Source organism: Pseudomonas sp. Choline-02u-1 (assembly GCF_002836515.1).
In the GTDB taxonomy this organism is placed as follows: domain Bacteria; phylum Pseudomonadota; class Gammaproteobacteria; order Pseudomonadales; family Pseudomonadaceae; genus Aquipseudomonas.
The window spans coordinates 266,722-290,774 of the sequence record NZ_PJBC01000061.1 but is presented as its reverse complement, the minus strand read 5'-3'; the positions used below and the strand labels follow the sequence as shown (position 1 = coordinate 290,774).

Here is a 24,053-nt window from a genome sequence, read left to right as displayed (position 1 = left end):
ACAGGCATAAGTAAACACTTATAGTCAGAACATTCACTCGCCGACCGAGCCCCACTGATATGCGTAAGTCCTTGATGCGTATGACATTGCGTCAACTGCAAATCTTCAATGAGGTGTGCGATCTACGTTCCTACAGCCGCGCCGCTGAGGAAATGTCCCTTACGCAACCGGCCGTCAGCCTACAGATTCGTCAGCTTGAAGAGTTGATTGGCCAGCCGCTTTTCGACTACGTCGGTAAAAAACTCTACATGACCGAGGCGGCAGAAGCGCTTCAACGCGCCAGTCGGGACATTTTCGGACGGCTGGAAAACCTCGATATGCAGTTGTCGGACATGCAGGGTTCGCTGCAGGGCCAGCTGAAACTGGCAGTGGAATCCAGCGCCAAATATTTCGTGCCGCACCTGTTTGCCGCATTCAAACGCCAACACCCGGAAGTCAATTTACAGCTGACCGTGGTCAACCGTGGTCAGGTCATCCGCCGTCTCTCGGACAACCGCGATGATCTGGTGATCATGTCGATGGTGCCGCAGGACATGGGCCTGGAATTTCTGCCGTTTCTCAATAATCCGATTGTCGCCGTGGCGCGCCCGGATCACCCGCTGGCGCACATGGGCTCGCTGCGCTTGCAGGATCTCGAGCCTTATACGCTGCTGATTCGCGAACCGGGCTCGGGTACGCGTCTGGCCTGCGAGGAATACTTCAAGGAAAAGCGCGTGCACTTCACCCAGACCCAGGAAGTGGCGTCCGCCGAAGCTCAGCGCGAGTGCGTGTTGGCGGGTCTGGGCCTGGCGTTGTTGACGCGCCACGCCCTGAACCTGGAGCTGGCGACCGGCGGTCTGGTCGAGCTGCCGGTCGAAGAGTTGCCGCTGATGCGCAGTTGGTGCCTGGTGCAAGCCAAAGCCAAACGGCTGTCACCGGTGGCGCACGCCTTCCTGGCGTTTATCCGCAGCGAGCGGGCGCAGATTATTGCGTTGGTTGAGCGTTTCGACGGGAAGCTGCGGGGGTCGCCTGCCAGTGCGTGAATTCGGGAAAATCGCCGATCGCGGCCTGAAGCTGGCGCAGTTCGAAGCGATCCTCGATTGCGCGGCGAAATTCCATGCGGCGCTGATCTTCCTGCTGACGACGGGTTTTCGCGGCACTGTTGCGTTCTTCGTAGGGCTGAGCCATTTCGAGTCTCCCAAGGCGAGTACGGGAGTTTCACGATAGGCGTGGGGGATGACGGTTTGATGAAAGTTTCCGTCAAAAAGCAAAGATCGCAGCCTTCGGCAGCTCCTACAGGGAACGCATTCCAAATGTAGGAGCTGCCGAAGGCTGCGATCTTTTGATCTTAATCGTCCAGGGCTTTCACAGCCTTGGGAGACAAACGCAAACTGCGCAGACTGCGCTTGACGCTCTTGAGGTGATTGACCAGGCTCGGCCCGCGCGCCATGGCCACGCCCATCGCCAGCACGTCGATCACCACCAGGTGGGCGATTCGCGAGGTCAGCGGCGTGTAAATCTCGGTGTCTTCGTGCACATCGATCGCCAGATTCACGGTCGACAGTTCGGCCAACGGCGTCTGGCTCGGGCAAAGGGTAATCAACGACGCACCACTCTCGCGAACGAGGTTAGCGGTGATCAGCAAATCCTTGGAGCGCCCCGACTGGGAAATACAGATCGCCACGTCGGTAGGCTTCAGGGTCACTGCCGACATCGCCTGCATGTGCGGGTCGGAATACGCCGCTGCGGTCAGCAACAGACGGAAGAATTTGTGCTGGGCATCCGCCGCCACTGCGCCGGAGGCACCAAAACCGTAGAACTCGACACGTTGCGCCTGCGACATCAGCGTCACCGCGCGCTGCAACTCCACCGGGTCGAGTTTCTCGCGTACCTCCATCAGGGTGTGCAGCGTGGTGTCGAAAATCTTCAGGCTGTAGTCGGCGACGGAATCATCTTCGTGGATCGCGAACTGGCCGAAGCTGGCGCCGGCGGCCAGGCTTTGCGCCAGTTTCAGTTTGAGATCCTGGAAGCCGGAACAACCGATGGCGCGGCAAAAGCGCACGATGGTCGGCTCGCTGATGCCGACGCTGTGAGCGAGGTCGGCCATGGAACTGTGCATCACCGCCGCAGGGTCAAGCAGCACGTGGTCGGCGACCTTGAGCTCCGACTTGCGTAACAGGTGACGTGACTGGGCGATGTGTTGCAGCAGATTCAAGGGGCTGGACTCTTCTTGTGGGCAAGGATGTAGCAAGCTTGTAGTTATACTACATGAATGGGCATTTTGCCTGCTCAAAGCGTAACTCCATGTCCCGGCATCAGGCACGCTTAGCTGCATGTAGCCCCTAGCGCAGATTTTCCTGATCACGTAAAAGCCCGGCCAGACAGGCAGCGTCCACCGGTCGGCTGATCAGATAACCCTGCACTTCGTCGCAGCGCTCCATGCGCAAAAATTCCAGCTGATCCTGGCGCTCGACGCCCTCGGCCACCACTTTCAGCGCCAGCCCGTGAGCCATGGCGATGATCGCGCGAGTGATCGCTGCGTCCGCACTGCCCTCGCTCAAGCCGCGAATGAACGCCTGATCGATCTTCACGTAATCCACCGGGATGCGCTTGAGGTAACTCAGCGAGGAATAACCGGTACCGAAATCATCGATCGCCAGCTTCACCCCCAGATCGCGCAGTTGCTGGAACGTCGCAATGATGTGTTCGACGCTGTCGAGCAGATGGCTTTCGGTCAGTTCCAGCTCCAGGCAGTGCGGCGCCAGCCCGGTTTCTTCCAGCACCTGCCGCACCAGGCTGACCAGTTTGCCCTGGCGCAGTTGATGCACCGACAGGTTGACCGACACGCGGATCGGCGCCAGCCCCTGGCGCTGCCATTCGCACGCCTGCCAGCACGCCTGGCGCAGGACGAATTCGCCGATCGGCCCGATCAGACCGGTCTCTTCGGCAAGGCCGATGAAATCTGCCGGCGGCACCTGGCCCATGCTCGGATGATCCCAACGCACCAGCGCTTCAGCAGCATTCAGACGACCGGTTTGCAGGCACAGTTTGGGTTGGTAGAACACCGTCAGTTGCTGTTCTTCGATGGCCCTGCGCAAATGGTTTTCCAGCTGCAAGCGCTCCAGAGTGCTGGCCTGCAGGCTCTCGGTGTAGAACTGGAAATTGTTGCCGCCCAGATGTTTGGCGTGCTGCATGGCCATGTTCGATTGGCTGACCAGTGCCGAGATTTCCCGCGCGTTGTCCGGTAACAGGCTGATGCCCATCGAGGCGCTGACCACCAACTCATGGCCGTCGACGCTCAGCGGCAAACGCAGCTTGGCCGACAACCGCGTGGCCACCCGGGCCAGGCTCGACAGATGGCCGTAGGCATCGAACAGCACGGCAAACTCGTCGCCGGACAAGCGGGCAATGGTGTCGGCTTCCGGCAAGGCGTTGACCAGCCGCCGCGCCATCTTCTGCAGCAACTGATCGGCGACTTCATGGCCGAGGCTGTCATTAAGCAATTTGAAGCGATCCAGGTTGATGTGCAGCAACGCCAGACTGCGCCGCCCGCCCTGTCGCACTCGTTGATGCGCTTCGTGCAGGCGCTCGCGGAACAGCGAACGGTTGGCCAGACCAGTGAGCTCGTCGTAATGGGTCAGATAGCGCAGGCGTTCTTCTGACGCCCGCCGCGCCGAGAGATCGGCGAAGAAGCCAACGATATGGCTGACATTGCCGCGGCTGTCGCGCACCGCATTGAGCTGCAGCCACTGCGGATACAGCTCGCCGTTCTTGCGGGTTTCCACCAGTTCACCCTGCCAGCTACCGTGCTGCTCCAGCGCCTGACGGATCGTCAGGTAGTGACGGCGGGCATCGCGACTGCACGGCAACTCGACGACGTTGCGCCCGAGCATGTCGTCGGTCTCGTAACCGGTGACACGACTGAAAGCCTGATTGATCGCAATCAGCGCGTAGTCCGGATCAAGAATCACAATGCCTTCGCTGGCCGCTTCGAACACCGTCGCCGCCAGCCGCTGCTGCTCTTCGAGGCTTTTGCTGGCGCTGATGTCGCGGCGGGTGCCGACCATGCGGATCACCCGGCCGCTGGCGCTGCGCTCAACGGCTCGGCCACGGTCTTCGATCCACACCCAATGGCCGTCACCGTGACGCAGGCGGTATTCGACCTGATAATCCTCGGTGCGCCCCTTGAGATGCTCGACCAGGGCGAACTTGAGCGACGGCACATCTTCGGGGTGCAGCCGCGGTTTGAGGTCGCGCAGCAGCGCCGTGACGTACTCCGGGGCGAGGCCGAACAGCTCCTGAATCTGCGTGTGATGGACTTCGTCGGTCTGCAGGTTCCAGTCCCACAAACCCAGCTCACTGGCCTTCAGCGCCAGCGCCAACCGCGCCTCGCTTTTGCTCAGGGCCTGATTGGCCGCATCCAGTTCGCGACTGCGCTGGGTGACGCGGTCTTCCAGATCGACCTGCGCTTCACGCAACAGGGCCTCGGCGCAGCGGCGCTGCTCGATCTCTTTGCCAAGCGCCTGATTGAGCTGTTCACTACGCGTTTGCGCTTGCTGCAAGTGCTCGATCAGGTGCTGATTCTGGAAGCGCCGGAGCAATCCGCGATCAATCAGTCGGTTGACCTGCCATGCCACCACGCTCAGCGAACCGAGCAGGATCAAACCCAGCCAGCCCCAGCCCCGCGACTGCTCGTCGCCACCCCAGAACAGGTAGCCGATCGCGGGCAACAGACAGGGCAAGGTAAACGAGAGAAACGCCGGCAGGCTCACCGCGTAGGCGACACTGGCAGAGAGCGTTGCCGCACCGATCAGGCCGAATACCCAGGCTTGTTGAATGAAATTGTCGGCGGGCACCAGCGCAATGCCGGCACCGGCCAGGGTCAGGCCGGTCATGGTCGAACCGAGCAGGAACATGCGGAACCAGATCGGCTGGGCCTGGCGATCGGGAATCGCCGAGTCGAACGCGGCCACCTGAATCACCCTCAACGCAACCAGCGACAGCAGCCACACCAGCCAGACGCTGACCACGAAGTAGCGCTGTGGGCTCCAGAGCAAAGCGGCGCAGACCAGACCGTTGATCAACATGAATAGCGTGGGCAGCAGCGAGCCCTGATACAGCAGACGCGTACGCTCGACCGCCATTTCGACGGCATAGTGCTTGCGGATTAGCCGGGGCTCCACTGAGGGGCCCGACAATTCGGCGCTGAGGGTCATGGGCAACGTTCTTGTTCTTATAAGGAGGGCGTGTGCCCGAAACGTGGACGGAGCATACACAAGCCGATCCCGTTGCCAAACTGCTGCCGATCACAATTGCCGGGAAATTTCCTGCCCATCGGGCCTGGTTGAAAGCCTTCAGGCGAGACGGGCCAAAGCCTGCAGTCAATGACCGACCGGTCGTCATCGGCAGCACTTTCATCGGCTAATGCAACGTGCGGTTTGCCCGGGCCTGCGGCGCACCCTAGAATGCGCCGATGCGCGATGATCTCTCCCTTCTGCTGAACTCCCTCAACGATGCCCAACGCCAGGCCGTAGCGGCCCCCGTTGGCCGTCAGTTGGTCCTGGCCGGCGCCGGTTCCGGTAAAACCCGAGTGCTGGTGCACCGTATCGCCTGGTTGATCCAGGTCGAAAACGCCTCGCCCCACTCCATCCTGTCGGTGACCTTCACCAACAAGGCCGCTGCCGAGATGCGCCACCGCATCGAGCAGTTGCTGGGCATCAACCCGGCCGGCATGTGGGTCGGCACCTTCCACGGCCTTGCGCACCGTTTGCTGCGGGCGCACTGGCAGGAAGCGGGGCTGAGCCAGACCTTCCAGATTCTCGACAGCGATGACCAGCAGCGACTGGTCAAGCGGGTGATCCGCGAGCTCGGTCTGGACGAGCAACGCTGGCCGGCGCGTCAGGCGCAGTGGTTCATCAACGGGCAGAAAGACGAAGGTCTGCGGCCGCAACACATTCAGGCCAGCGGCGACTTGTTCCTGGCCACCATGCGCGGCATCTACGAAGCCTACGAGGCGGCGTGCCTGCGTGCTGGCGTGATCGACTTCTCCGAACTGCTGCTGCGTGCCCTCGACCTGTGGCGCGACCACCCGGGCCTGCTGGCGCACTACCAAAAGCGCTTCCGCCATATTCTGGTCGACGAGTTCCAGGACACCAACGCCGTGCAGTACGCCTGGTTGCGCCTGCTGGGCAAGGGCGGCGACAGCCTGATGGTGGTCGGCGATGACGATCAGTCGATTTACGGCTGGCGTGGCGCGAAGATCGAGAACATCCATCAGTATTCTTCGGACTTTCCGGATTCCGAGACGATTCGTCTGGAGCAGAACTACCGCTCCACCGCCGGCATCCTCAAAGCCGCCAACGCGCTCATCGCCAATAACACCGGGCGTCTGGGCAAAGAGCTGTGGACCGACGGCGGCGACGGCGAAGCGATCAACCTGTATGCCGCTTTCAACGAGCACGACGAAGCGCGCTACGTGGTCGAAACCATTGAAAGCGCGCTGAAAACCGGTCTGGCCCGTAGCGATGTCGCGATTCTGTACCGCTCCAACGCCCAGTCGCGGGTGCTCGAAGAAGCCCTGCTGCGCGAGCGCATCCCTTACCGCATCTATGGCGGGCAGCGCTTCTTCGAGCGCGCGGAAATCAAAAACGCCATGGCCTACCTGCGCTTGCTTGAAGGTCGCGGCAACGATGCGGCGCTGGAACGGGTGATCAACGTGCCGGCGCGCGGCATCGGTGAGAAAACTGTCGAAGCGATTCGCGAGCACGCCCGGCACAGCGATGTATCGATGTGGGAAGCGATGCGCCAACTGGTTGCCAACAAAGGCCTGACTGGCCGCGCGGCCAGCGCACTGGGTGCGTTTATCGAGCTGATCGAAAACCTTGCCGCCAAGTGCGCCGAAATGCCGCTGCACCTGATGACCCAGACCGTCATCGAGCAGTCCGGCCTGATCGCGTACCACGAAGCGGAAAAAGGCGAAAAAGGTCAGGCCCGGGTGGAAAACCTTGAGGAACTGGTCAGCGCCGCGCGCAACTTCGAAAACACCGAAGAGGACGAAGAGCTGACGCCACTGGCGGCATTCCTCGGCCACGCATCGCTGGAGGCCGGCGACACTCAGGCCGACGAGCATGAAGACAGCGTTCAGCTGATGACCCTGCACAGCGCCAAAGGTCTGGAATTCCCTTACGTGTTCCTGGTGGGCATGGAAGAAGGCCTGTTCCCGCACAAAATGAGCCTGGAAGAACCGGGGCGTCTGGAAGAAGAACGGCGTCTGGCTTACGTCGGTATCACCCGGGCGATGCAGAATCTGGTCATGACCTACGCGGAAACCCGGCGCCTGTACGGCAGCGAAACCTACAACAAGGTGTCGCGTTTCGTACGTGAAGTGCCGAAAGGCCTGATTCAGGAAGTGCGTCTGTCCAACAGCGTCAGCCGACCGTTCGGCGGCAACCAGTCGATGAGCGGCAGCAATCTGTTCAGCGGCAGCGAGATTCCGGAAACCGGTTTTGTGCTTGGTCAGGCTGTCCGTCACTCGATCTTCGGCGAAGGGGTGATCCTCAACTTCGAAGGTTCCGGCGCTCAGGCCCGGGTGCAGGTGAATTTCAGCGAAGGCAGCAAGTGGCTGATGCTCGGGTATGCCAAGCTGGAAGCCATCTGACGAGCTGCACTGAACCCCTGTGGGAGCGAGCCTGCTCGCGAAAGCGGTGCGTCATCAGGCATTCATTTGTCTGACACGACGCCTTCGCGAGCAGCCTCGCTCCCACAGGTTGTTCGGCGAACCGAGCACAATCCCTCTGAACCTATCGCCTTTTCCTACAGACAAAAGTACATCGGCTGATTGCCTCGCCAAGCTGAACGCGACCTGTCAGGCAAAAGCCCGAAACACTCTCTCGCTAGCCAGTAACACTTCAGCTGTGCAACATGGCGCGCGTGTCTCCACAAAACGGGAATACCCTTTATGAAACGTTTTCTTAGCATCGCCATGGCGTTGTGCATCGGCCTGACGATGAGCCTCGACGCCAACGCCAAGCGCTTTGGTGGTGGCAAAAGCGCCGGCGCTGCGCCGACGCACCAGACCAGCCAGATGGCTCCTTCTTCTCCAGGCGTGGGCGGTGCAGCAGCGACCGCTGGCGCTGCCGGTGCCGCTGGCGCTGCGGCCAAGGCCGGCGGTGCTTCGCGCTGGCTCGGCCCACTGGCGGGCATCGCCGCTGGTGGCCTGCTCGCGTCGATGTTCATGGGCGACGGCTTCCAGGGCATGCAGATCTTCGACATCCTGATCATGGCCCTGATCGCGTTCGTGATCTTCCGCTTCATCGCCGCCCGTCGTCGCAAGCAGCAGGAGCAATTTGCTCCGGCCGGCGCGCCGATGCAGCGTGAAGTGTTCGAACAGAAGCCTGCGGCCATGGGCTCGATCTTCGGTGGCTCGGCTGCTCCGGCTGCTGCCCGCCCGGTGATCAACGCTCCGGCCTGGTTCAACGAAGAGCGCTTCCTTGAAGCCGCACGCAGCCACTTCCAGTCGCTGCAGCAGCACTGGGACGCCAACGAAATGGACAAGATCGCCGAGTTCGTGACCCCGCAAATGCTTGATTTCCTCAAACGTGAGCGTGCGGACCTGGGCGACGGCTTCCAGTCGACCTACATCGACAACCTGCAAGTGCAGCTGGACGGCGTCGATGATCGCGCCGACAAGACCATCGCCACTCTGACCTTCACCGGCGTGTCGAAAACCTCGCGTTTCGATCAGGGCGAAGTGTTCAGCGAAAGCTGGAACATGGAGCGTCCACAGGGCGACAACCAGCCTTGGCTGGTCGCCGGTATCCGCCAGAACGGCTGATCCCTGCTGCGCTTCACTTGCGGTAACAGAACCCCGGCTTCGGCCGGGGTTTTTCATTTCACGGTTGCATCTATAGCGAGCTACTGTATAAACCGGCCCATATAAACCGCGCCATTCAAGCAAGAGGATCCCGGACGTGGAAGAAATCATCGAACAACTGCGCGAAGCCAATGAACCCGTGCCGGTTCCATTGGAATTGCCTGACGAAGACCTGCTGGTGGAAATCGAAGAACAACTGTTCATCGACATTCCATTTGTCTTCAGAGAATTTTTGCTGACTGTTAGCGATGTGGTCTATGGCAGCCTTGAACCCGTGACCGTCACCGATCCGCAATCGCACACCTACTTGCCTGATGTCGCCGCCAATGCATGGGATGCAGGGGTTGATCGCAGCTTGATTCCGATCTGTCAGGACGGCGATGACTATTACTGTGTCGAAGAAGACGGCACCGTCGTGCTTTGGCAGGCCGAAGAAGAATTGATTGCTGAAGAAACCTGGGAATCGGTGTGGCACTGGGCGCGGGACGTCTGGCTGGAAAGCTGATCCGCCAGAGGCCCCAGGGCGGTTAGTGCCCCGACGATTCCTTGTGATTGTCGAGGGTTTCCAGCAGCGCTACCTGCATGCGCGTGTGCACGCGGATGAACCAGCGCCAGAGCAACGCCGCTACGGCGGCCGCGACAACAGCAATCAGCATCAGCAGCTTGTTGGTCGGCAGGATACTGGCCGACAAGGCTGCCAGCAGCAGGAAAATCACCAGCAGCGAGAGAATCGGGATCACTTCGGCGATCACCCGGCGCACTCGCTGCGTGTGACGCCCGGCCATTTCCGGCTTGACGCCCATCTCTGCCAGCAGCATCGACAACGCCTTGAGCTTGCGATAGGCCGCAATCAGGAACGGCAGCGAGACCAGCAGCGCCCCACCCCAGATCAATGCCTTCTGCCAACTCGGATCGCCGATCCAGTCCTGCAGCCATAACGACATGCGCTCGGCGAAATAGGCGCCGGCAAAGAAGATCGCAATCACCAGCGCCAGATTGACCCCGACCTGCAACAGAATCCGCCGGATCATCGACGCCAGCATCGCGCCCTCGCCTTGCGGCTGAATGCTGCGCAGCCATTCGCCATACATGCCGAGCACCCGACCAAGACGCTTGGGCACTGCGGCCGAAAGCTTGATCGACAGCGGATCCGCGGCTCGGATCAAGTACGGCGTCAACAGCGTGGTGATTACCGACACGGCCACCGCGACCGGATAGAGGAAGTTGCTGGTCACCTGCAAGGTCATACCCAGCGCAGCGATGATGAAGGAGAATTCGCCGATCTGTGACAGGCCCATACCCACTCGCAGCGAGGTACGTCCGTCATTGCCGGCGATAAACGCACCAAGGCCGCAGGACAGCATCTTGCCGAGCACCACGGCCACGGTAATCACTGCGATCGGCCAGGCGTATTCGAGCAGGATCATCGGGTCGAGCATCAGCCCGATGGCGACGAAGAAGATCGCGCTGAACAGATCACGCACCGGTTCGACCAACCGTTCGATCTTCAGAAGTTGCCGCGACTCGGCCATGATTGCGCCGATGAGGAAAGCGCCAAGGACCATGCTGTATTCAAGTTTGACTACCAGCAGGCAGAAGCCGAAACACAGGCCCAGCACGGTGATCAGCAACATCTCGTTGCTTTCGAATCTGGCCACATAGGCCAGCAGACGCGGCACCAACAGAATGCCGATGACCAGCGCGACGATCATGAACAGCGACAACTTGCCGACCGTGGAAAACACTTCCCCCGAACTCACCGTGCCACTGACGGCGATGCTCGACAGCAGCGCAATGATGCCGATGCCGAGGATGTCCTCGACAATCAGTACGCCGAAGATCAGCTGCGCGAAGCGCTCGTTCTTCATCTTCAGATCGTTCAAGGCTTTGACGATGATAGTGGTTGAGGAAATCGCCAGAATCGCGCCGAGAAACAGCGAATCCATGGTGTTCCAGTCGAACCAGCGGCCGATTTCGTAACCGATCCAGATCATCAGGATGATTTCAAGAAACGCAGCAATGAACGCCGTCGCCCCTACCTTGAACAGCTTGCGCAGGCTGAATTCCAGGCCGAGGCAGAACATCAGGAAGATCACCCCCAGCTCGGCGAGGGTCTTGATGGTTTCTTCGTCGTGGATCAGGCCGAACGGTGGCGTATGCGGGCCGATGATGAACCCGGCAACGATGTAGCCGAGTACCACCGGCTGCTTGAAACGGTGAAAGAGCACGGTCACCACACCTGCGACCAACATGATCACTGCCAGATCCTGAATGAAGCTGATGGCATGCATGGTGTGGGCTCCTTGAATGACGAGGCCGCGGACAGACGTCAGAAGCGTCTGCGCAGGCAAGGTAAAAATCCGCTTTTGATGTAGGAATTGCCCTTAGACAGGGCTTTTGCAGGTTAACACCGCGATTTCTTTCTGAAAGGCGGTGCAATATAAGGAAACAGATCGAACCCGGCGTGACGGCGAGCCTGCGCCCGGCGTCCCGATAACGGTGCTTTCGAAAAGCGACCAGGCACCCGCAGAGGTGCTTTCAGCCATCCGCCTTGACCCGTGAGAACGTTATGGAACCCGGAAACGCCCAGCTGTCGATGACGGTACTGATGACCCCCGACATGGCCAATTTCTCTGGCAATGTCCACGGCGGCACGCTGCTCAAATACCTCGACGAAGTGGCCTACGCCTGCGCCAGCCGTTATGCCGGCCGCTACGTGGTGACCCTGTCGGTGGATCAGGTGATTTTCCGTGAGCCCATCCATGTCGGCGAACTGGTGACCTTCCTCGCGTCGGTCAACTACACCGGCAACACGTCGATGGAAGTCGGCATCAAAGTGGTCACCGAAAACATCCGCGAACGTTCGGTGCGCCACACCAACAGCTGTTTCTTCACCATGGTCGCGGTGGATGACCAGCGCAAGCCGGCCGCCGTGCCGCCGCTGCAACCGCAGAACAGCGAAGACAAGCGTCGTTTCATGCAGGCGCAGCAGCGACGACAGATTCGTCAGGAGCTGGAGAAGCGGTATCAGGAGATCAAGGGCGACGCCTGAGATTAAAAAGCAAAAGATCGCAGCCTTCGGCAACCTGAACTATGGAGTGCAAACCCATGTAGGAGCTGCCGAAGGCTGCGATCTTTATTGAACAACGGCGAGATTACAGACTGATCGCTGTAGCCTCGAATTTCACCCGCGGATGCGCGATCCGATCCTGCGCCCGCACCAGTTGCAGCTCATAGCTGGCGCACGCCTGGGTTTCCAGCAACACCTCATGCACCGCCGCTGCGGTGAATTCGAACGCGGCCAGCAGGCTGTCGCCCAGCAGCAACCGCGCCAGAAACAGGCCGGAGGTCAGGTCACCGACGCCCACCGGCTGACGCGGAAACGCCAGCAGTGGACGGCGCAAATGCCAACTGCCCTCGGCCGTCACCAATAACATCTCGAAGCCATCCGCCGGTTTGCCCGGGTAATCCAGATGCTTGACCAGCACTGCCTTCGGCCCGCGCGCCAGCAGCGCCCGCGCCATCGCCAGGCAATCGAACAGCGATTGCGGCTTGCGCCCGGAAAAGCTGTCCAGCTCCAGCTGATTCGGGCACATGATGTCCGCCACGGCTGCGGCCTCATTGAGCAGGAAATCGCTGACCTCGGTGGGCACGCTGCAGCCCTTCTCCGGATGGCCCATGACCGGATCACACAGATACAGCATCTTCGGATTGACCGCTTTGATCCGCGCCACACCGCTGAGAATCTCCCGGCCCTGCGCGGCGCTGCCGAGGTAGCCGGACAGCACAGCATCGCAATTGCCCAGTTCGCCAATCGCGGCGATGCCTTCGATCAGCGCGGGAATCTGCTGCGGCGCCAGCACTTCACCGGCCCACTGACCATACTGGGTGTGGTTGGAAAACTGCACGGTGTTGAGCGGCCAGACGTTGACCCCGACGCGCTGCATCGGAAAAACCGCAGCGCTGTTGCCGGCGTGGCCAAACACCACGTGGGACTGGATGGCGAGCAGATGGGGCGTACGTTTCATTCGGGTCATTCCGTAAAACGATTGAAATTCAAGCCGCGCAGTATGCGACGAAACACAGCCTGTACGACAGACCGGCGAGGCAGTTAAGCTGACGCCATCTTTTGGAGTTCGATGTAGATGCTGACCCTGGAAAACATCTTGGTGCTGATGCTGTTCGCCGCCGCCGGTGCCTGGCTTTGGCACAACCACGGCCTGCGCGAGCGTGCGCTGGAACGGGTCAAACAGCATTGCACCAATGTTGGCGTCGAGCTGCTGGACGGTAACGTCGCGCTGAAAAAAATCGGCTTGGTCAAGGATGCCAACGGCCGCCGACGCCTGGCGCGGGTCTACAACTTCGAGTTCACCGTGACCGGCGAAAGCCGCCACAACGGTACCGTTACCCAGTTCGGCGCGCACAGTGCGCAGATTGAACTGGCTCCCTACCCGGCACCGTTCGACGACACGCCGCCGGTGGTCGAAGTGCACAAGCCACGGGCGGAGGTCATTGAGCTGAGCCAGTGGCGACAGGAACATACCAAGTGGAAGCCGTGAGAGATCTCAAAATCCGAGTCTCTATGCGGGTACTGCAGGCGCTGCCGAAGGCTGCGATCTTTTGCTTCTAAAGCTTCCGGCAAGCGGCCAGCCCCTCCTGAAGCCCTTCAACTTCTGCACTCAAAATCAGCTCGATCCGCGAATCTCTGCGCCATTCACTGACTTGCCATTCCAGCTCGGCGTTCTCCAGCGCATTAGCCGAAACCCAGCCATTCGCGCTATGGATAACCAGTTTGGCCCGCTTCCATTCGAGAGCGGCCAGCCAATCGGCGATGCGTTCTTGATCAAATACCTGCCCAGGATGCCAGCGCCAACCGATGCTCCAGCCTACGTCCTGCCTCTGACTCAGGCAAATCGGCACACTCGGATCGCTCCAGACCGCTGGCAACGGTGCCACTCCCTTGGGCAGCGGCAGATTATCCACGCCTTCGTTCGCTTTTACGGTCAGCCCCGGCAGTTCGCTCAGAGGTAGCCGGGCTTGCTGCGTCCAGATCAGCCTGACGGACGGCAACTGGCTGGCGATTCTGTCTCGAGCCGTTTTCCGAAGATTTTCAGCCTTGTTCAACAGCAACAACCCGGCGCCGGCCAACGCTTGCTGCTGGGCGTCCGGCAAGGCTTTACCGGCATGCAACGCCTGCGCATCCAGAACCAGCACGCACGGCTGAACCGCGAGCACGCCCAGCCACGGCGCCTCATTCAATTGCTGGAGCAACTGCGCCGGATGGCCAAGCCCCGACGGCTCTATAAACAGTCGATCCGGCCTGGCCTGGCGCAGCAATCGGCCAAGGCCAATCTGGAACGGCGCACCGTTGACGCAACACAGGCAGCCCCCGGCCACCTCACCCAGTGCGATACCATCGGCATCGCGAGTCAGCAGCGCGGCGTCCAGACCGATCTGGCCGAACTCGTTGATCAACACTGCCCAGCGTTCGGCCGCCGGACGTTGCGCCAGCAACTGGCGAATCAGGCTGGTCTTGCCAGCGCCCAACGGGCCGGCGATGACGTGGGTCGGAATGTTCTGCAACATGGCGGGCATTTTTCCGCAGACGGTTATTGAGGAGATCGAAGATGCGCAGCTGGGGATGGTCGTTGCTGTTGACGCTGCTGTCGAGCGAAGCATGGGCTCAAGCCTGCGTGGTGCACACACAGGGCGAACGACTCGACGTCAAAGTCTGTCAGCAGAACCGGACGATACCGCAGAAATTATTCAATGACGGCTTCTGCCAACCGACGCTGGCCGGACAGAAGGTCGAAGTGCAATACGTCGAGCAGTGCCCGAGCGGGGCTTTCGGCGTGTGCAGCAACGCGCAAGTCGCCAATATGCCCTATCGCCAGGATATCCACTATTACGGCGTGGCCACTGACGCGGCCTATCTCAAACCGTATTGCGAAGGTCAGAGCCGCGGTGACTGGCGCAAGCCCTGAATTGTCAGCCAAGCCAATCGAGGGTCAGCAGCAGGCGCCGCTCACCGGGTGCCGGCTGCGGCGAACGATGGATCAGGCCGAAGCCTTCATTGCCGTGCCACTTTTCGCCTTTGAGCAGCGCGACGTCGCCACTGCCGAGCTGGTGAATCAACCGTGCATCCTGCGGTTCGGCACTGGCCTGCCCAAGTTGCGTACGATCCATCGCCCCTTCTTCTAGCCATTGGCTGCCAACACCAGCATAGGTAGTGATCAGGCGCACGGGCACGTGATCGATGTGGAAGCGCGGACACATGGCCTTGTCCAGCACACGCAGACGCACGCCGATCCGCCGCGCGCCGAGCAGACAGGCGAAGGCACTGATCAGCCATTTGAGGTCGCTCATGAAACCTTCGAAACCTTCCAGATCACGCAGCCCTGAAGCCAGTCCGGCGAGATCCGGTTCGGCGTCCTCGTCAGGTAATTCCAGGCAAAGCGACTCGGCCAGGGGCTCGTTGAGCGACAGCACACATTGCGCAAAGTCGACGATGTGCAGCGGTAGCTGGCGTTGCCAGACGGCGAGATTGCTTTCTTCGTCAAGGATTCGCATCAATGTTTCGGGCGTCAGGCCCCGATGTTGATGGCGGGTTCGTTGATGGTGGGGCTTGAGTGCGAGCATCAGGCAGCCTCTTCGTGCCAAGGGCCAAATGGATCAGGCAGCAAGCGCCAGCCTTCTGAACCCATTGCCATTTCTTCATCGGTCAGCAGGCATGCGTCCAGCTCGGCTGTGAGTTGCAGGAAGTCGATGTTCTGGCCGATGAAAACCAGTTCTTGGCGGCAATCTCCTACGCTCGGCGTCCAGTTTCCCATGATCGCCTGGACGTTTTCCTGGTCCTCCGGCCATTGATCCTTCGGAACGAAACGCCACCAGCGACCGGCAAAACCATGGCGCATCAGGCCGCCGGCCTGTGACCAGCTACCGGCGTCAGTGGGTTTGCTGGCGAGCCAGAAGAAGCCTTTGGAGCGCAGCAGCTTTCCGTTCAGCCAAGGCCGGTCGATGAAGTTGAAAAAGCGTTGCGGGTTGAATGGCCGGCGCGCTCGATAGGCCGTCGAGGCGATGCCGTACTCTTGTGTTTCAGGGAGATGCTCACCGCGCAATTCCCGTAGCCATCCGGGCGCTTGTGCGGCTTTTGCGAAATCGAAACGCCCACTGTTGAGGATTTTCTCCAACGGCACTTCGCCCATCACCATCGGAATGATTTCAGCGCGGGCATTCAGGCGCTTGAGGATGGCGCTGAGTTCTTCACGCTCGTGCTGGCTGATCAGGTCAATTTTGCTGATCAGCAGGACGTCGGCGAATTCGATCTGTTCGATCAACAGATCGGTGATGGAACGCTCATCTTCCTCGCCGAGGATTTCGCCGCGAGAAGCGAGGCTTTCGGCAGCCTGGAAATCACGCAGGAAGTTCACCCCGTCGACGACCGTGACCATGGTGTCGAGGCGCGCAGTGTCGGCAAGGCTCTGCCCGTGTTCGTCACGGAAGGTGAAGGTTTCGGCAACCGGAAGCGGTTCGGAAATGCCGGTGGATTCGATCAGCAAGTAGTCGAAACGGCCCTCCCGGGCGAGCTTGCTGACCTCTTCCAGCAAGTCTTCTCGTAACGTACAGCAGATACAGCCATTGCTCATCTCGATGAGCTTTTCCTCAGCACGGTTCAGGCTGACATCACGCTGGACTTCGCTACCATCAATATTGATTTCGCTCATATCGTTGACGATCACCGCGACGCGCAAGCCATCGCGATTACGTAGTACGTAATTTAAAAGCGTACTTTTCCCGGCTCCAAGAAATCCTGAAAGTACGGTGACGGGCAATCTGGCTGACATTGGATAATCCTCGTTAGTAGCGGCCGACTCGCGCTTCATGTGCTGAACGCAGGTTTGTAATCGGCAGCTCAGGCTGGGGCCAAAACAATGTTATAGTATAACTATCAAGCCGCACTACCCCCTCGACTCGCAAGAATTAAGCGATTCGCCCCACCACCGTTCTTGGTAAACCGCAATGAACAATGCGCTGAAATATCTGCTACTGAGTTACGGTTTGACGCTTGCGAGCCAGGCTCAAGCGCAGATTCAGGGGCCTGCGCACTGCACACGCAGCGCCAACCTGCTCGCGTGCGTGGACGCCGACGGCAATGCCTATAGCGTCCATAAGGTCGGTGCCACGCTGTATCTGAAGGGGTTCGAAAAGAATGGCCATCGCTACTGGGCGCAAACCAATAGTCGGTTCGGTCAATTGACCTTTTTTACCGGCATCGCCTCCGACGGCGAGGCTTGGGTTGGCTACACGCGTCGTGTCGGTTGGACGACCATCAACCGTTTCTCCAGCTCCGGAGGGAGCAGCGCGAGGTTCACTTGCAGCCGGATGACGAGCTGCTAGTGAAAACCTCTTCATGAAAAAAGCGTCGCTGAATGGATTGTTATAATGTAACGTTAAATGAGATCAATACGACGGTCTCAACTATGAATGCTCTTACACTTCCGGATATCGCCGCTCAATTTGCACGCCAGGCATTGCCTCTCGATTGGGTGGGAATGCATGGAATCGCCCTGCCGGTATTGCTTGCAGGCCAACGCCTCAGCGCCAAAGTAGACGCTGGCGTGAGTCTCGATGATGGCGAAGCGCGTGGGATTCACATGTCTCGTTTATACGTGGCACTCGAAGCCCTCGAACAGCGAAGCCTTTCTCCCGCTCTGCTGCATCAGGTACTCAAGGGTTTTCTGATAAGTCACGAAGGTCTATCCGCCTGCGCATATCTGAACATTCACACCGACTTATTGCTGAAACGACCGGCGTTAGTCAGCCCCCTATCCGGCTGGAAATCCTATCCGGCGTCCATTTCAGCGAGCCTGAAACAGCAGATGTTCCACGTGGAACTAAAAATCGAGGTCCCTTATTCCTCGACATGCCCCTGTTCCGCAGCCTTGGCGAGGCAATTGATTCAGCAGCAATTCGTCGATGATTTCGCCAACAGGTCTTTGCAACACGCAGACGTGTTGGCATGGCTCGGCTCAACCAAAGGAATCGTAGCGACACCGCATAGCCAGCGCAGCTATGCGCAACTGCACCTGCATCTCGACCATTTCATCGCCGAGTTACCGCTGACAGCGATCATCAATGACGCCGAAGCAGCACTGGGCACCGCAGTACAGACCGCAGTAAAGCGACCCGACGAGCAAGCCTTCGCTCTCGCCAATGGGCAAAACTTGATGTTCTGCGAAGACGCCGCGCGCCGTCTCAACCTGGCCCTCCAACGCACGCCCGGCATCAGCCAATTCCATATTCGCGTAATCCACGCCGAGAGCCTCCACGCCCATGACGCCGTTGCAGAGAGCAGCTGGCAACGGGAGCAGCCATGATCCGCTGCCAATCGCTGGTCTGGGGCGCACCCGGCCAACCGCTGACGACCCCCCTGAATCTTGAGTTCGAAAGTGCCAGCCTGACCGCTATCATCGGCGCCAACGGCTGTGGCAAAAGCAGCCTGCTGAAAGTCATCGCCGGTCTGCAAAAGCCTTTAGCCGGTAAAGTGGAAATGGCTGTTCCACGGCAAAGCGGCATTTCCTTTCTGCCGCAACAGCAGCATTTGGATCGCCAGTTTCCAATCAACCTCCAAGAGCTCATCGCCGCAGGTTTCTGGGGCCGTCGGCTGTCGACACAACTGCGCACGCAGCGACTGAAAAACGCGTTGGAAGACTGGCATTTGAGTGGACTCGAACAGCGTCCGTTGATGGCCCTGTCGGGCGGTGAGCTCCAACGCGCCCTGCTCGCGCGACTGAGCCTCGCTGATGCCCCGGTGCTGTTGCTGGACGAACCGCACGGCGCACTCGACGAAATCGGCCAGCAATTGCTCTGGCAGCACATTCACCACTGGCACGCCGAGGGCCGGACACTGGTCATGGTCTGCCATGACTTGGCGGCGGTGCGAGAACATGTTCCGCATACGCTGCTGATCAAAAACGGCCACTGGGTGTACGCAACCAGCCGAGAACTGATTCGGCCTACACCGCACATGCAGGTCGCCTGATGCTCGCCACCGTCAGCCATTTCTGGCAGCCGTTCAGCGAATTCGTATTCATGCGCCGCGCCTTGATCGGCGGCCTAGTGCTGGCGTGCAGCACGGCGCCCTTGGGCGTGTTTCTGATTCTCAGGCGTATGAGTTTGATCGGCGACGCTGTCGCGCACGGCATTCTCCCTGGTGCAGCGCTGGGATTCTGGTTTGCCGGTCTGAGTCTTCCTGCCCTGACGCTCGGAGGCCTCGGCGCCGGCCTCAGCATGGCCGGACTTGCAGCCTGGATCACCCGGCGCACGGGTTTGCGAGAGGACGCCAGCCTCGCCGCGATCTATCCGATTTCACTCGCCAGCGGCGTGCTGATTCTCGGCATTGCCGGCAAACGCCTCGACCTTCTGCATTTGCTGTTCGGCTCAGCGTTGGCGGTAGACGGGCCGACGCTGACCGGCATGCTGTGGGTCTCGGCTGTCAGCCTCATGGCGATGGCGGCGATCTACAAACCACTTCTGCTGGACACACTGGATCCACTGTTCTTGCGCACAGTCAGCCGTCTCGGGCCTCTGGCCCACGGTGTGTTTCTTACCCTCGTCGTACTGAATTTGGTGATCGGTTTTCAGGCCATCGGCGCGCTGATGGTGGTGGGATTGATGATGCTTCCGGCTGCCGCGTCGAGATTCTGGAGTCGTCGTCTGCCGACACTGATTGCCGTCGCTGCCGTGATGGCCTGCCTGTCAGTGTGGCTCGGCTTGCTGCTGTCGTTTTACTACTCGCTGCCCAGCGGCCCGGCCATCGTGCTGGTCGCGGGGGTCGGCTATCTGCTGTCGGTGGTGTTAGGACCGGTCCACGGTCTGCTGCGCCGCCCGCCTTTACTCACATCCCAATGAGGTGTTTCCCGATGCGCGCTCTACTCGTGCTGTTCAGCCTGATGCTGTCGATGTCATTGTCGGCCGCCGAAAAACTGCCGGTGGTCACCAGCTTCAGCATTCTTGCCGACATGGTTCATCGGGTCGGCGGCGAGCACGTTCGGATCACCAACATGGTCGGCGCAGATGCCGATGCGCACACCTACGAGCCGACACCGGACGATGCCAAGGCGTTACTCAAAGCCAAAGTGATCATCAAGAACGGCCTCGGTTTCGAGCCTTGGCTGGATCGCCTGGTGACCAGCACCGACAGCAAAGCGACGGTGATCAGTGCCAGTCGCGGAGTGATTCCACGTTCGCTCGATGAGGATGGCGAAACGGTTCCGGATCCACACGCCTGGCACAACCTCGCGAACGCCGAGTTGTACGTCGCCAATATCACAAAGGCACTGATCGCCGCTGACCCGGCCAACGAGGCTGACTATGCGCGCAACAGCCAAACCTATCTCAAACAGATCTACGCCCTGCTCGCCGAAGCCAAAAGCAAACTCGGAGCGCTGCCGCCGGGCAACCGCAAGATCGTTACCAGCCACGATGCATTCGGCTACCTCGGTCAGGCCTACGGCATCGACTTCATCGCGCCACAGGGTTTGTCCACCGAACGCGAGCCATCGGCCGCCGAAGTGGCTGCGCTGATCACACAGATTCGCCAGGCCAACGTCAAAGCAGTGTTCATGGAAAACATCAAGGATGCACGGCTGCTCAAGCAGATCGCCGATGAAAGCGGCGCGCACATCGGCGGCACGCTGTACTCGGATGCATTGGCGGCGAGTGGCCCGGCGAGCACCTTTACCGGGTTGTTCGAATACAACCTGAACACGCTGTACAAGGCGTTAAGTCAGCCATGAGTTGTGCGCTGTTCTGTTGATTCGCGAGCAGGCTCGCTCCCACAGTTGCAATGGGTTCCAGCTGGGGAGCGCGAGGGGTTCATGCGCGAGGTTTTACGCTGCCGCAATCCTGACCCAGCCATACGGCCCGGGTTTCCAGGCTGCCTTTCTGGTTGATGCCGATAGCATTGAAGGTGCCGTTGGCGACGGTGGTGAATTCGCGGTCACTGAGGAATGTCGCTACACCGGTGCCTTGGGCTTTCGGGCAACTGAAGCGGAATTTCCATTGGTTGCCGGTGCGCTCGGTGATCTGCTGCTTGCAGCCCGATTGCGGATCGGCCAGCGGGATATCGTTGGTAGCCACCTGCTGCGGCGTCAAACAGGCGCGGATGCCTTTACCGCCGATGTTGATGCCGTTTTTCTCCAGCGCAGCGCGCTGCTGCGGGGTGATCTGGCCCTGAATCTGGCCAAGGATCGATTGCACATCCATGGCCTGATCATCGACCTTCAGATTGCTCGAAGACATTTCCCACAACCCCGGCTGCAGCATCTGCGCCTGCGCAACCACCGGCAATGCCAAACCCAGGCCCAGCGCCAAACCCAGCAGACGAACGTTCATCGAGAAACTCCTGATCAGTTGTGGCCGTTAGACGCCGGCCGATTGCGTCGGTTCATGCACCGATTAAATAGAGACATTCGCAGCAGAACATGGTCTGTTAAGCATTGCATCTCGCGGAGCAAGGCTGCCCCATGGATTATTTCGGACCGCACATTTTCGGTTATTTGATTGCTCTGCTACACACTCTCGGTTCGATCGCTGCGATTCATGCGGTGCTCACCGTGCGCACCGCGCAGGGATCAATCGCCTGGGCATTGTCGCTGATCTTCATTCCCTACCTCACGCTTATTCCGTATCTGGTCTTTGGTCGCAGCACCTTCGATGGTTACATTAAGGCCCGGCGCCAGGCCAACGAACAGATGCGCTTGGCCATTTCCGAACTGAACTGGCGCCCATGGGTGGAGGAAGCCCTGGCCGCCCGCGCGTCGAACGCCTATGCCTCACTGCGGGCAATGCCGAAACTGGGGCGCATGCCGTGTCTGGCAAACAACGAGGTGCAGCTGCTGGTGAACGGCGCTGCGACCTTCGACGCAATCTTCACCGCCATCGAACAAGCAAAAGAAGCGGTACTTGTGCAGTTCTTCATCATTCATGACGATCGGCTCGGCCAGCGCCTGCGTGACCTGCTGCTGAAGAAAGCCGCCGAAGGTGTGTCCATACACTTGCTCTACGACCGCATCGGCAGCCATGCCCTGCCCCATCAGTACGTCCAAGCGCTGCGAGAAGCTGGCGTCGAGGTCAAAGCCTTTGCCACGCGCAGCGGCTGGCTTAACCGCTTTCAAGTCAACTTCCGTAACCACCGTAAAATCGTCGTGGTCGACGGCGTGGTCGGCTTTGTCGGCGGTCACAACGTCGGCGACGAATACATGGGGGAGAAACCGCCTCTGGCGCCATGGCGCGACACTCATGTAAAGGTTCGCGGGCCCGTGGTTGCCTGCATGCAGGAGTCATTTGCCGAAGACTGGTTCTGGGCCGCACGCACTCTGCCGCCGTTGATCCTGCCAGACGAGTACCCGGCCGATGGCGTGCTTTGCCAACTGCTCGCCAGCGGTCCGGCCGACGCCTACGAAACCTGCTCGCTGTTTTTCGTCGAAGCCATTCACGCGGCGACGCAACGAGTGTGGATCACCAGCCCTTACTTCGTCCCGGACGAAGCGGTGTTCGCGGCATTGAGGCTGGCGGTGTTGCGCGGTGTCGACGTAAGGCTGCTGTTGCCGTCGCGGCCCGATCACCGCATCGTCTATGCCGCGTCCAGCCTGTATGCCTTTGAAGCGGTGCGTGCAGGGGTGCGGGTGTTCCGTTACCGCCCGGGTTTTCTGCATCAGAAAGTGGTGTTGATCGACAGCGAGATCAGCGCCATTGGCAGTGCCAACCTGGATAACCGCTCGTTCCGCCTCAATTTCGAAGTGATGTTGCTCACCGTCGACACTGCGTTCGCCGCCGCTGTGGAACACATGCTCAACGATGATTTCGCCCAGGCCGACGAGGTGGCCAAAGAAGAAAGCCGGGAAATCCACCGCCTGCAACAGGTCGGCATGCGGATCGCCCGGCTGATTTCGCCGATTCTCTGAACCCTCGGGTATCAGGGGTTGTAGATGTCGTCGCGGGTCCACGGCAGTTCATGACTGCCATCCGGGTGCGCTTTCACGGCGAGAATCTGATGCAGGTTGATCCAGCCCCGGGCGAAGGCGTAGGCGCAGCCGGCCAGATACAGGCGCCAGATACGCAGCGCTTGCTCCGGAACCAGTTTCGCTGCCGCTTCGAGGTTGTCCTCCAGGCGCTCGCTCCAGTGATCGAGCGTTCGCGCATAGTGCAGGCGCAAGCTCTCTACATCGACGATCTCCAGACCCGCTTCACTGATCTCGGCAGAGATCATCGCCAGATGCGGCAATTCACCGTTGGGGAATACGTACTTCTCGATGAAATCCCCAGCGCCGCGCCCCACCGGACGGCCGTCCGTGTGCTTGGCGGTGATGCCGTGGTTCATCACCAGCCCGCCTTCCTTCACTGCTCCGAACAGGGTGGTGCAGTACTCGGCGAGATTGGCGTGGCCGACGTGTTCGAACATGCCGACGCTGACCACTTTGTCGAAACGACCGTCTTGCGGTAAATCGCGATAGTCGAGCAACTGCAATTCGATCTGGTCTTCCAGACCCTCGGCTTGGACCCGCTCCTGCGCCAGCGCCAACTGCTCTTTACTCAAGGTGATGCCGAACACTTTGACACCGAACTCGCGCGCCGCAAATCGCGCCAGACCGCCCCAACCACAGCCGACATCCAGCAGATACTCGCCCGGCTGCAAGCGCAGCTTGCGGCACAAATGGCGGAATTTGGCTTGCTGCGCCTGTTCGAGCGTTTCGCTGCCGGTCTCGAAATACGCACAGGAATACACCATGTCGCTGTCCAGCCAGAGCTGGTAGAACGCATTCGACAAGTCGTAGTGGTAGGAAATGGCTTTGGCGTCGGTGTCCTTGTCGTGATGCGCACGCACCGGCTGACTGGCTTCGTCTTCATCGAGCAACGCACTGCTCAACTCGTCGCAGACCCGGATGACTTCGCTGATCGAGCCCTCCAGTTCCAGCTTGCCCTCGACGAACGCCGCACCCAGCGCATCCAGGCTTGGGTGGGTAAACTGAGTGACCATCTGCGGGTCCTTGACCACGATGGTGACACTGGGCGCGGGGCCCAGGTTGAACTCATGGCCGTCCCAGAGTCGCAGGCGAAGCGGTAGCTGCAGGTTCTGCAAGGCCGGTGGAAGTTGCGCGAGCATGGAAAATCCCCCCTTGTTTCAGACGTCTGATCTGAG

Annotated in this window: 24 protein-coding genes; 14 read left to right on the top strand and 10 right to left on the bottom strand. The window is 60.0% G+C overall.

Annotated features, from left to right (window positions below):
• The first annotated feature begins 59 nt into the window (after positions 1-59).
• Positions 60-1,022: a LysR family transcriptional regulator gene (locus tag CXF97_RS19050; protein ID WP_101159831.1), complete on the top strand. Its 963-nt coding sequence runs from the start codon at positions 60-62 to the stop codon at positions 1,020-1,022.
• Here the strand turns inward: CXF97_RS19050 and CXF97_RS19045 are convergent.
• The 3 genes from CXF97_RS19045 to CXF97_RS19035 all read right to left on the bottom strand — a co-directional run bounded on the left by CXF97_RS19045 (position 964) and on the right by CXF97_RS19035 (position 5,195).
• Positions 964-1,167 carry a PA3496 family putative envelope integrity protein gene (locus CXF97_RS19045; protein ID WP_101159830.1) on the bottom strand — a complete coding sequence of 68 codons (204 nt, stop codon included), beginning with the start codon at positions 1,165-1,167 and terminating at the stop codon, positions 964-966. The genes CXF97_RS19050 and CXF97_RS19045 overlap by 59 nt on opposite strands.
• A 160-nt stretch (positions 1,168-1,327) precedes the next feature.
• Positions 1,328-2,194: a transcriptional regulator HexR gene (gene hexR, locus CXF97_RS19040; RefSeq protein ID WP_007962240.1), complete on the bottom strand. Its 867-nt coding sequence runs from the start codon at positions 2,192-2,194 to the stop codon at positions 1,328-1,330.
• Positions 2,195-2,321: 127 nt separating this feature from the next.
• Complete coding sequence (locus CXF97_RS19035; protein WP_101159829.1) at positions 2,322-5,195, bottom strand: bifunctional diguanylate cyclase/phosphodiesterase; 2,874 nt, start codon at positions 5,193-5,195, stop codon at positions 2,322-2,324.
• 32 nt (positions 5,196-5,227) lie between these two features.
• On the opposite strand from CXF97_RS19035, the gene CXF97_RS28065 reads away from it, so the two are divergent.
• The 4 genes from CXF97_RS28065 (at position 5,228) to CXF97_RS19020 (ending at position 9,356) form a co-directional block, all read left to right on the top strand.
• Positions 5,228-5,404 (top strand): hypothetical protein, encoded by a 177-nt coding sequence (locus CXF97_RS28065; RefSeq protein ID WP_157830915.1) that lies wholly within the window; start codon positions 5,228-5,230, stop codon positions 5,402-5,404.
• Between the two features lie 48 nt (positions 5,405-5,452).
• On the top strand, positions 5,453-7,636 hold the full coding sequence (uvrD, locus tag CXF97_RS19030; protein ID WP_101159828.1) for a DNA helicase II: 2,184 nt from the start codon (positions 5,453-5,455) through the stop codon (positions 7,634-7,636).
• A gap of 300 nt (positions 7,637-7,936) precedes the next feature.
• Entirely contained in the window at positions 7,937-8,812 is an 876-nt protein-coding gene (locus CXF97_RS19025) for a Tim44 domain-containing protein (RefSeq protein ID WP_101159827.1), read from the top strand.
• A 136-nt stretch (positions 8,813-8,948) separates the two neighbouring features.
• A complete protein-coding gene (locus CXF97_RS19020; RefSeq protein WP_003187120.1) occupies positions 8,949-9,356 on the top strand; it encodes an SMI1/KNR4 family protein in 408 nt (135 codons plus the stop codon).
• A gap of 22 nt (positions 9,357-9,378) precedes the next feature.
• Here the strand turns inward: CXF97_RS19020 and CXF97_RS19015 are convergent, their stop codons facing one another.
• Positions 9,379-11,142, bottom strand: a complete 1,764-nt coding sequence (locus tag CXF97_RS19015; protein ID WP_101159826.1) for a cation:proton antiporter — start codon at positions 11,140-11,142, stop codon at positions 9,379-9,381.
• A 278-nt stretch (positions 11,143-11,420) separates the two neighbouring features.
• On the opposite strand from CXF97_RS19015, the gene CXF97_RS19010 reads away from it, so the two are divergent.
• On the top strand, positions 11,421-11,903 hold the full coding sequence (locus CXF97_RS19010) for an acyl-CoA thioesterase (RefSeq protein WP_016772447.1): 483 nt from the start codon (positions 11,421-11,423) through the stop codon (positions 11,901-11,903).
• A gap of 103 nt (positions 11,904-12,006) precedes the next feature.
• On the opposite strand, the gene pdxY is transcribed toward CXF97_RS19010, so the two are convergent.
• On the bottom strand, positions 12,007-12,879 hold the full coding sequence (gene pdxY, locus CXF97_RS19005) for a pyridoxal kinase PdxY (RefSeq protein ID WP_101159821.1): 873 nt from the start codon (positions 12,877-12,879) through the stop codon (positions 12,007-12,009).
• Between the two features lie 117 nt (positions 12,880-12,996).
• Here pdxY and CXF97_RS19000 point away from each other — a divergent pair, with 117 nt between their 5' ends.
• Positions 12,997-13,410, top strand: a complete 414-nt coding sequence (locus CXF97_RS19000; RefSeq protein ID WP_101159812.1) for a DUF3301 domain-containing protein — start codon at positions 12,997-12,999, stop codon at positions 13,408-13,410.
• Between the two features lie 67 nt (positions 13,411-13,477).
• Here the strand turns inward: CXF97_RS19000 and CXF97_RS18995 are convergent, their stop codons facing one another.
• Positions 13,478-14,437, bottom strand: coding sequence for a GTP-binding protein (locus tag CXF97_RS18995; RefSeq protein WP_101159811.1), 960 nt, complete (start codon positions 14,435-14,437; stop codon positions 13,478-13,480).
• Positions 14,438-14,478: 41 nt separating this feature from the next.
• Here CXF97_RS18995 and CXF97_RS18990 point away from each other — a divergent pair, with 41 nt between their 5' ends.
• On the top strand, positions 14,479-14,835 hold the full coding sequence (locus CXF97_RS18990; RefSeq protein ID WP_101159809.1) for an NADH:ubiquinone oxidoreductase: 357 nt from the start codon (positions 14,479-14,481) through the stop codon (positions 14,833-14,835).
• A 4-nt stretch (positions 14,836-14,839) separates the two neighbouring features.
• Here the strand turns inward: CXF97_RS18990 and CXF97_RS18985 are convergent, their stop codons facing one another.
• Positions 14,840-15,490 (bottom strand): DUF1826 domain-containing protein, encoded by a 651-nt coding sequence (locus tag CXF97_RS18985; protein ID WP_101159808.1) that lies wholly within the window; start codon positions 15,488-15,490, stop codon positions 14,840-14,842.
• Positions 15,490-16,695 (bottom strand): zinc metallochaperone GTPase ZigA, encoded by a 1,206-nt coding sequence (gene zigA / locus CXF97_RS18980; protein WP_101159807.1) that lies wholly within the window; start codon positions 16,693-16,695, stop codon positions 15,490-15,492. The genes CXF97_RS18985 and zigA overlap by 1 nt, the downstream gene beginning before the upstream one ends.
• 175 nt (positions 16,696-16,870) lie before the next feature.
• On the opposite strand from zigA, the gene CXF97_RS18975 reads away from it, so the two are divergent.
• The 5 genes from CXF97_RS18975 (at position 16,871) to CXF97_RS18955 (ending at position 20,649) form a co-directional block, all read left to right on the top strand.
• On the top strand, positions 16,871-17,248 hold the full coding sequence (locus CXF97_RS18975) for a glutamine synthetase (protein ID WP_101159806.1): 378 nt from the start codon (positions 16,871-16,873) through the stop codon (positions 17,246-17,248).
• An 83-nt stretch (positions 17,249-17,331) separates the two neighbouring features.
• Positions 17,332-18,228 carry a GTP cyclohydrolase FolE2 gene (folE2, locus tag CXF97_RS18970; protein ID WP_101159805.1) on the top strand — a complete coding sequence of 299 codons (897 nt, stop codon included), beginning with the start codon at positions 17,332-17,334 and terminating at the stop codon, positions 18,226-18,228.
• The gene (locus CXF97_RS18965) at positions 18,225-18,893 is read left to right on the top strand and encodes a metal ABC transporter ATP-binding protein (RefSeq protein WP_101159804.1); all 669 of its coding nucleotides are present in this window, start codon (positions 18,225-18,227) and stop codon (positions 18,891-18,893) included. Before folE2 ends, CXF97_RS18965 begins: the two co-directional genes overlap by 4 nt.
• Positions 18,893-19,762 (top strand): metal ABC transporter permease, encoded by an 870-nt coding sequence (locus CXF97_RS18960; RefSeq protein ID WP_101159801.1) that lies wholly within the window; start codon positions 18,893-18,895, stop codon positions 19,760-19,762. Before CXF97_RS18965 ends, CXF97_RS18960 begins: the two co-directional genes overlap by 1 nt.
• An 11-nt stretch (positions 19,763-19,773) precedes the next feature.
• Positions 19,774-20,649 (top strand): metal ABC transporter substrate-binding protein, encoded by an 876-nt coding sequence (locus CXF97_RS18955; RefSeq protein WP_101159800.1) that lies wholly within the window; start codon positions 19,774-19,776, stop codon positions 20,647-20,649.
• A gap of 79 nt (positions 20,650-20,728) precedes the next feature.
• Here CXF97_RS18955 and CXF97_RS18950 read toward each other — a convergent pair whose 3' ends face one another.
• The gene (locus CXF97_RS18950) at positions 20,729-21,247 is read right to left on the bottom strand and encodes a DUF3617 domain-containing protein (RefSeq protein WP_101159795.1); all 519 of its coding nucleotides are present in this window, start codon (positions 21,245-21,247) and stop codon (positions 20,729-20,731) included.
• Between the two features lie 131 nt (positions 21,248-21,378).
• Here CXF97_RS18950 and cls point away from each other — a divergent pair, with 131 nt between their 5' ends.
• The gene (gene cls / locus CXF97_RS18945; protein ID WP_101159794.1) at positions 21,379-22,818 is read left to right on the top strand and encodes a cardiolipin synthase; all 1,440 of its coding nucleotides are present in this window, start codon (positions 21,379-21,381) and stop codon (positions 22,816-22,818) included.
• Between the two features lie 11 nt (positions 22,819-22,829).
• Here the strand turns inward: cls and cfaB are convergent, their stop codons facing one another.
• Positions 22,830-24,017 (bottom strand): C17 cyclopropane fatty acid synthase CfaB, encoded by a 1,188-nt coding sequence (gene cfaB, locus CXF97_RS18940; protein WP_101159793.1) that lies wholly within the window; start codon positions 24,015-24,017, stop codon positions 22,830-22,832.
• Between the last annotated feature and the right edge of the window lie 36 nt (positions 24,018-24,053).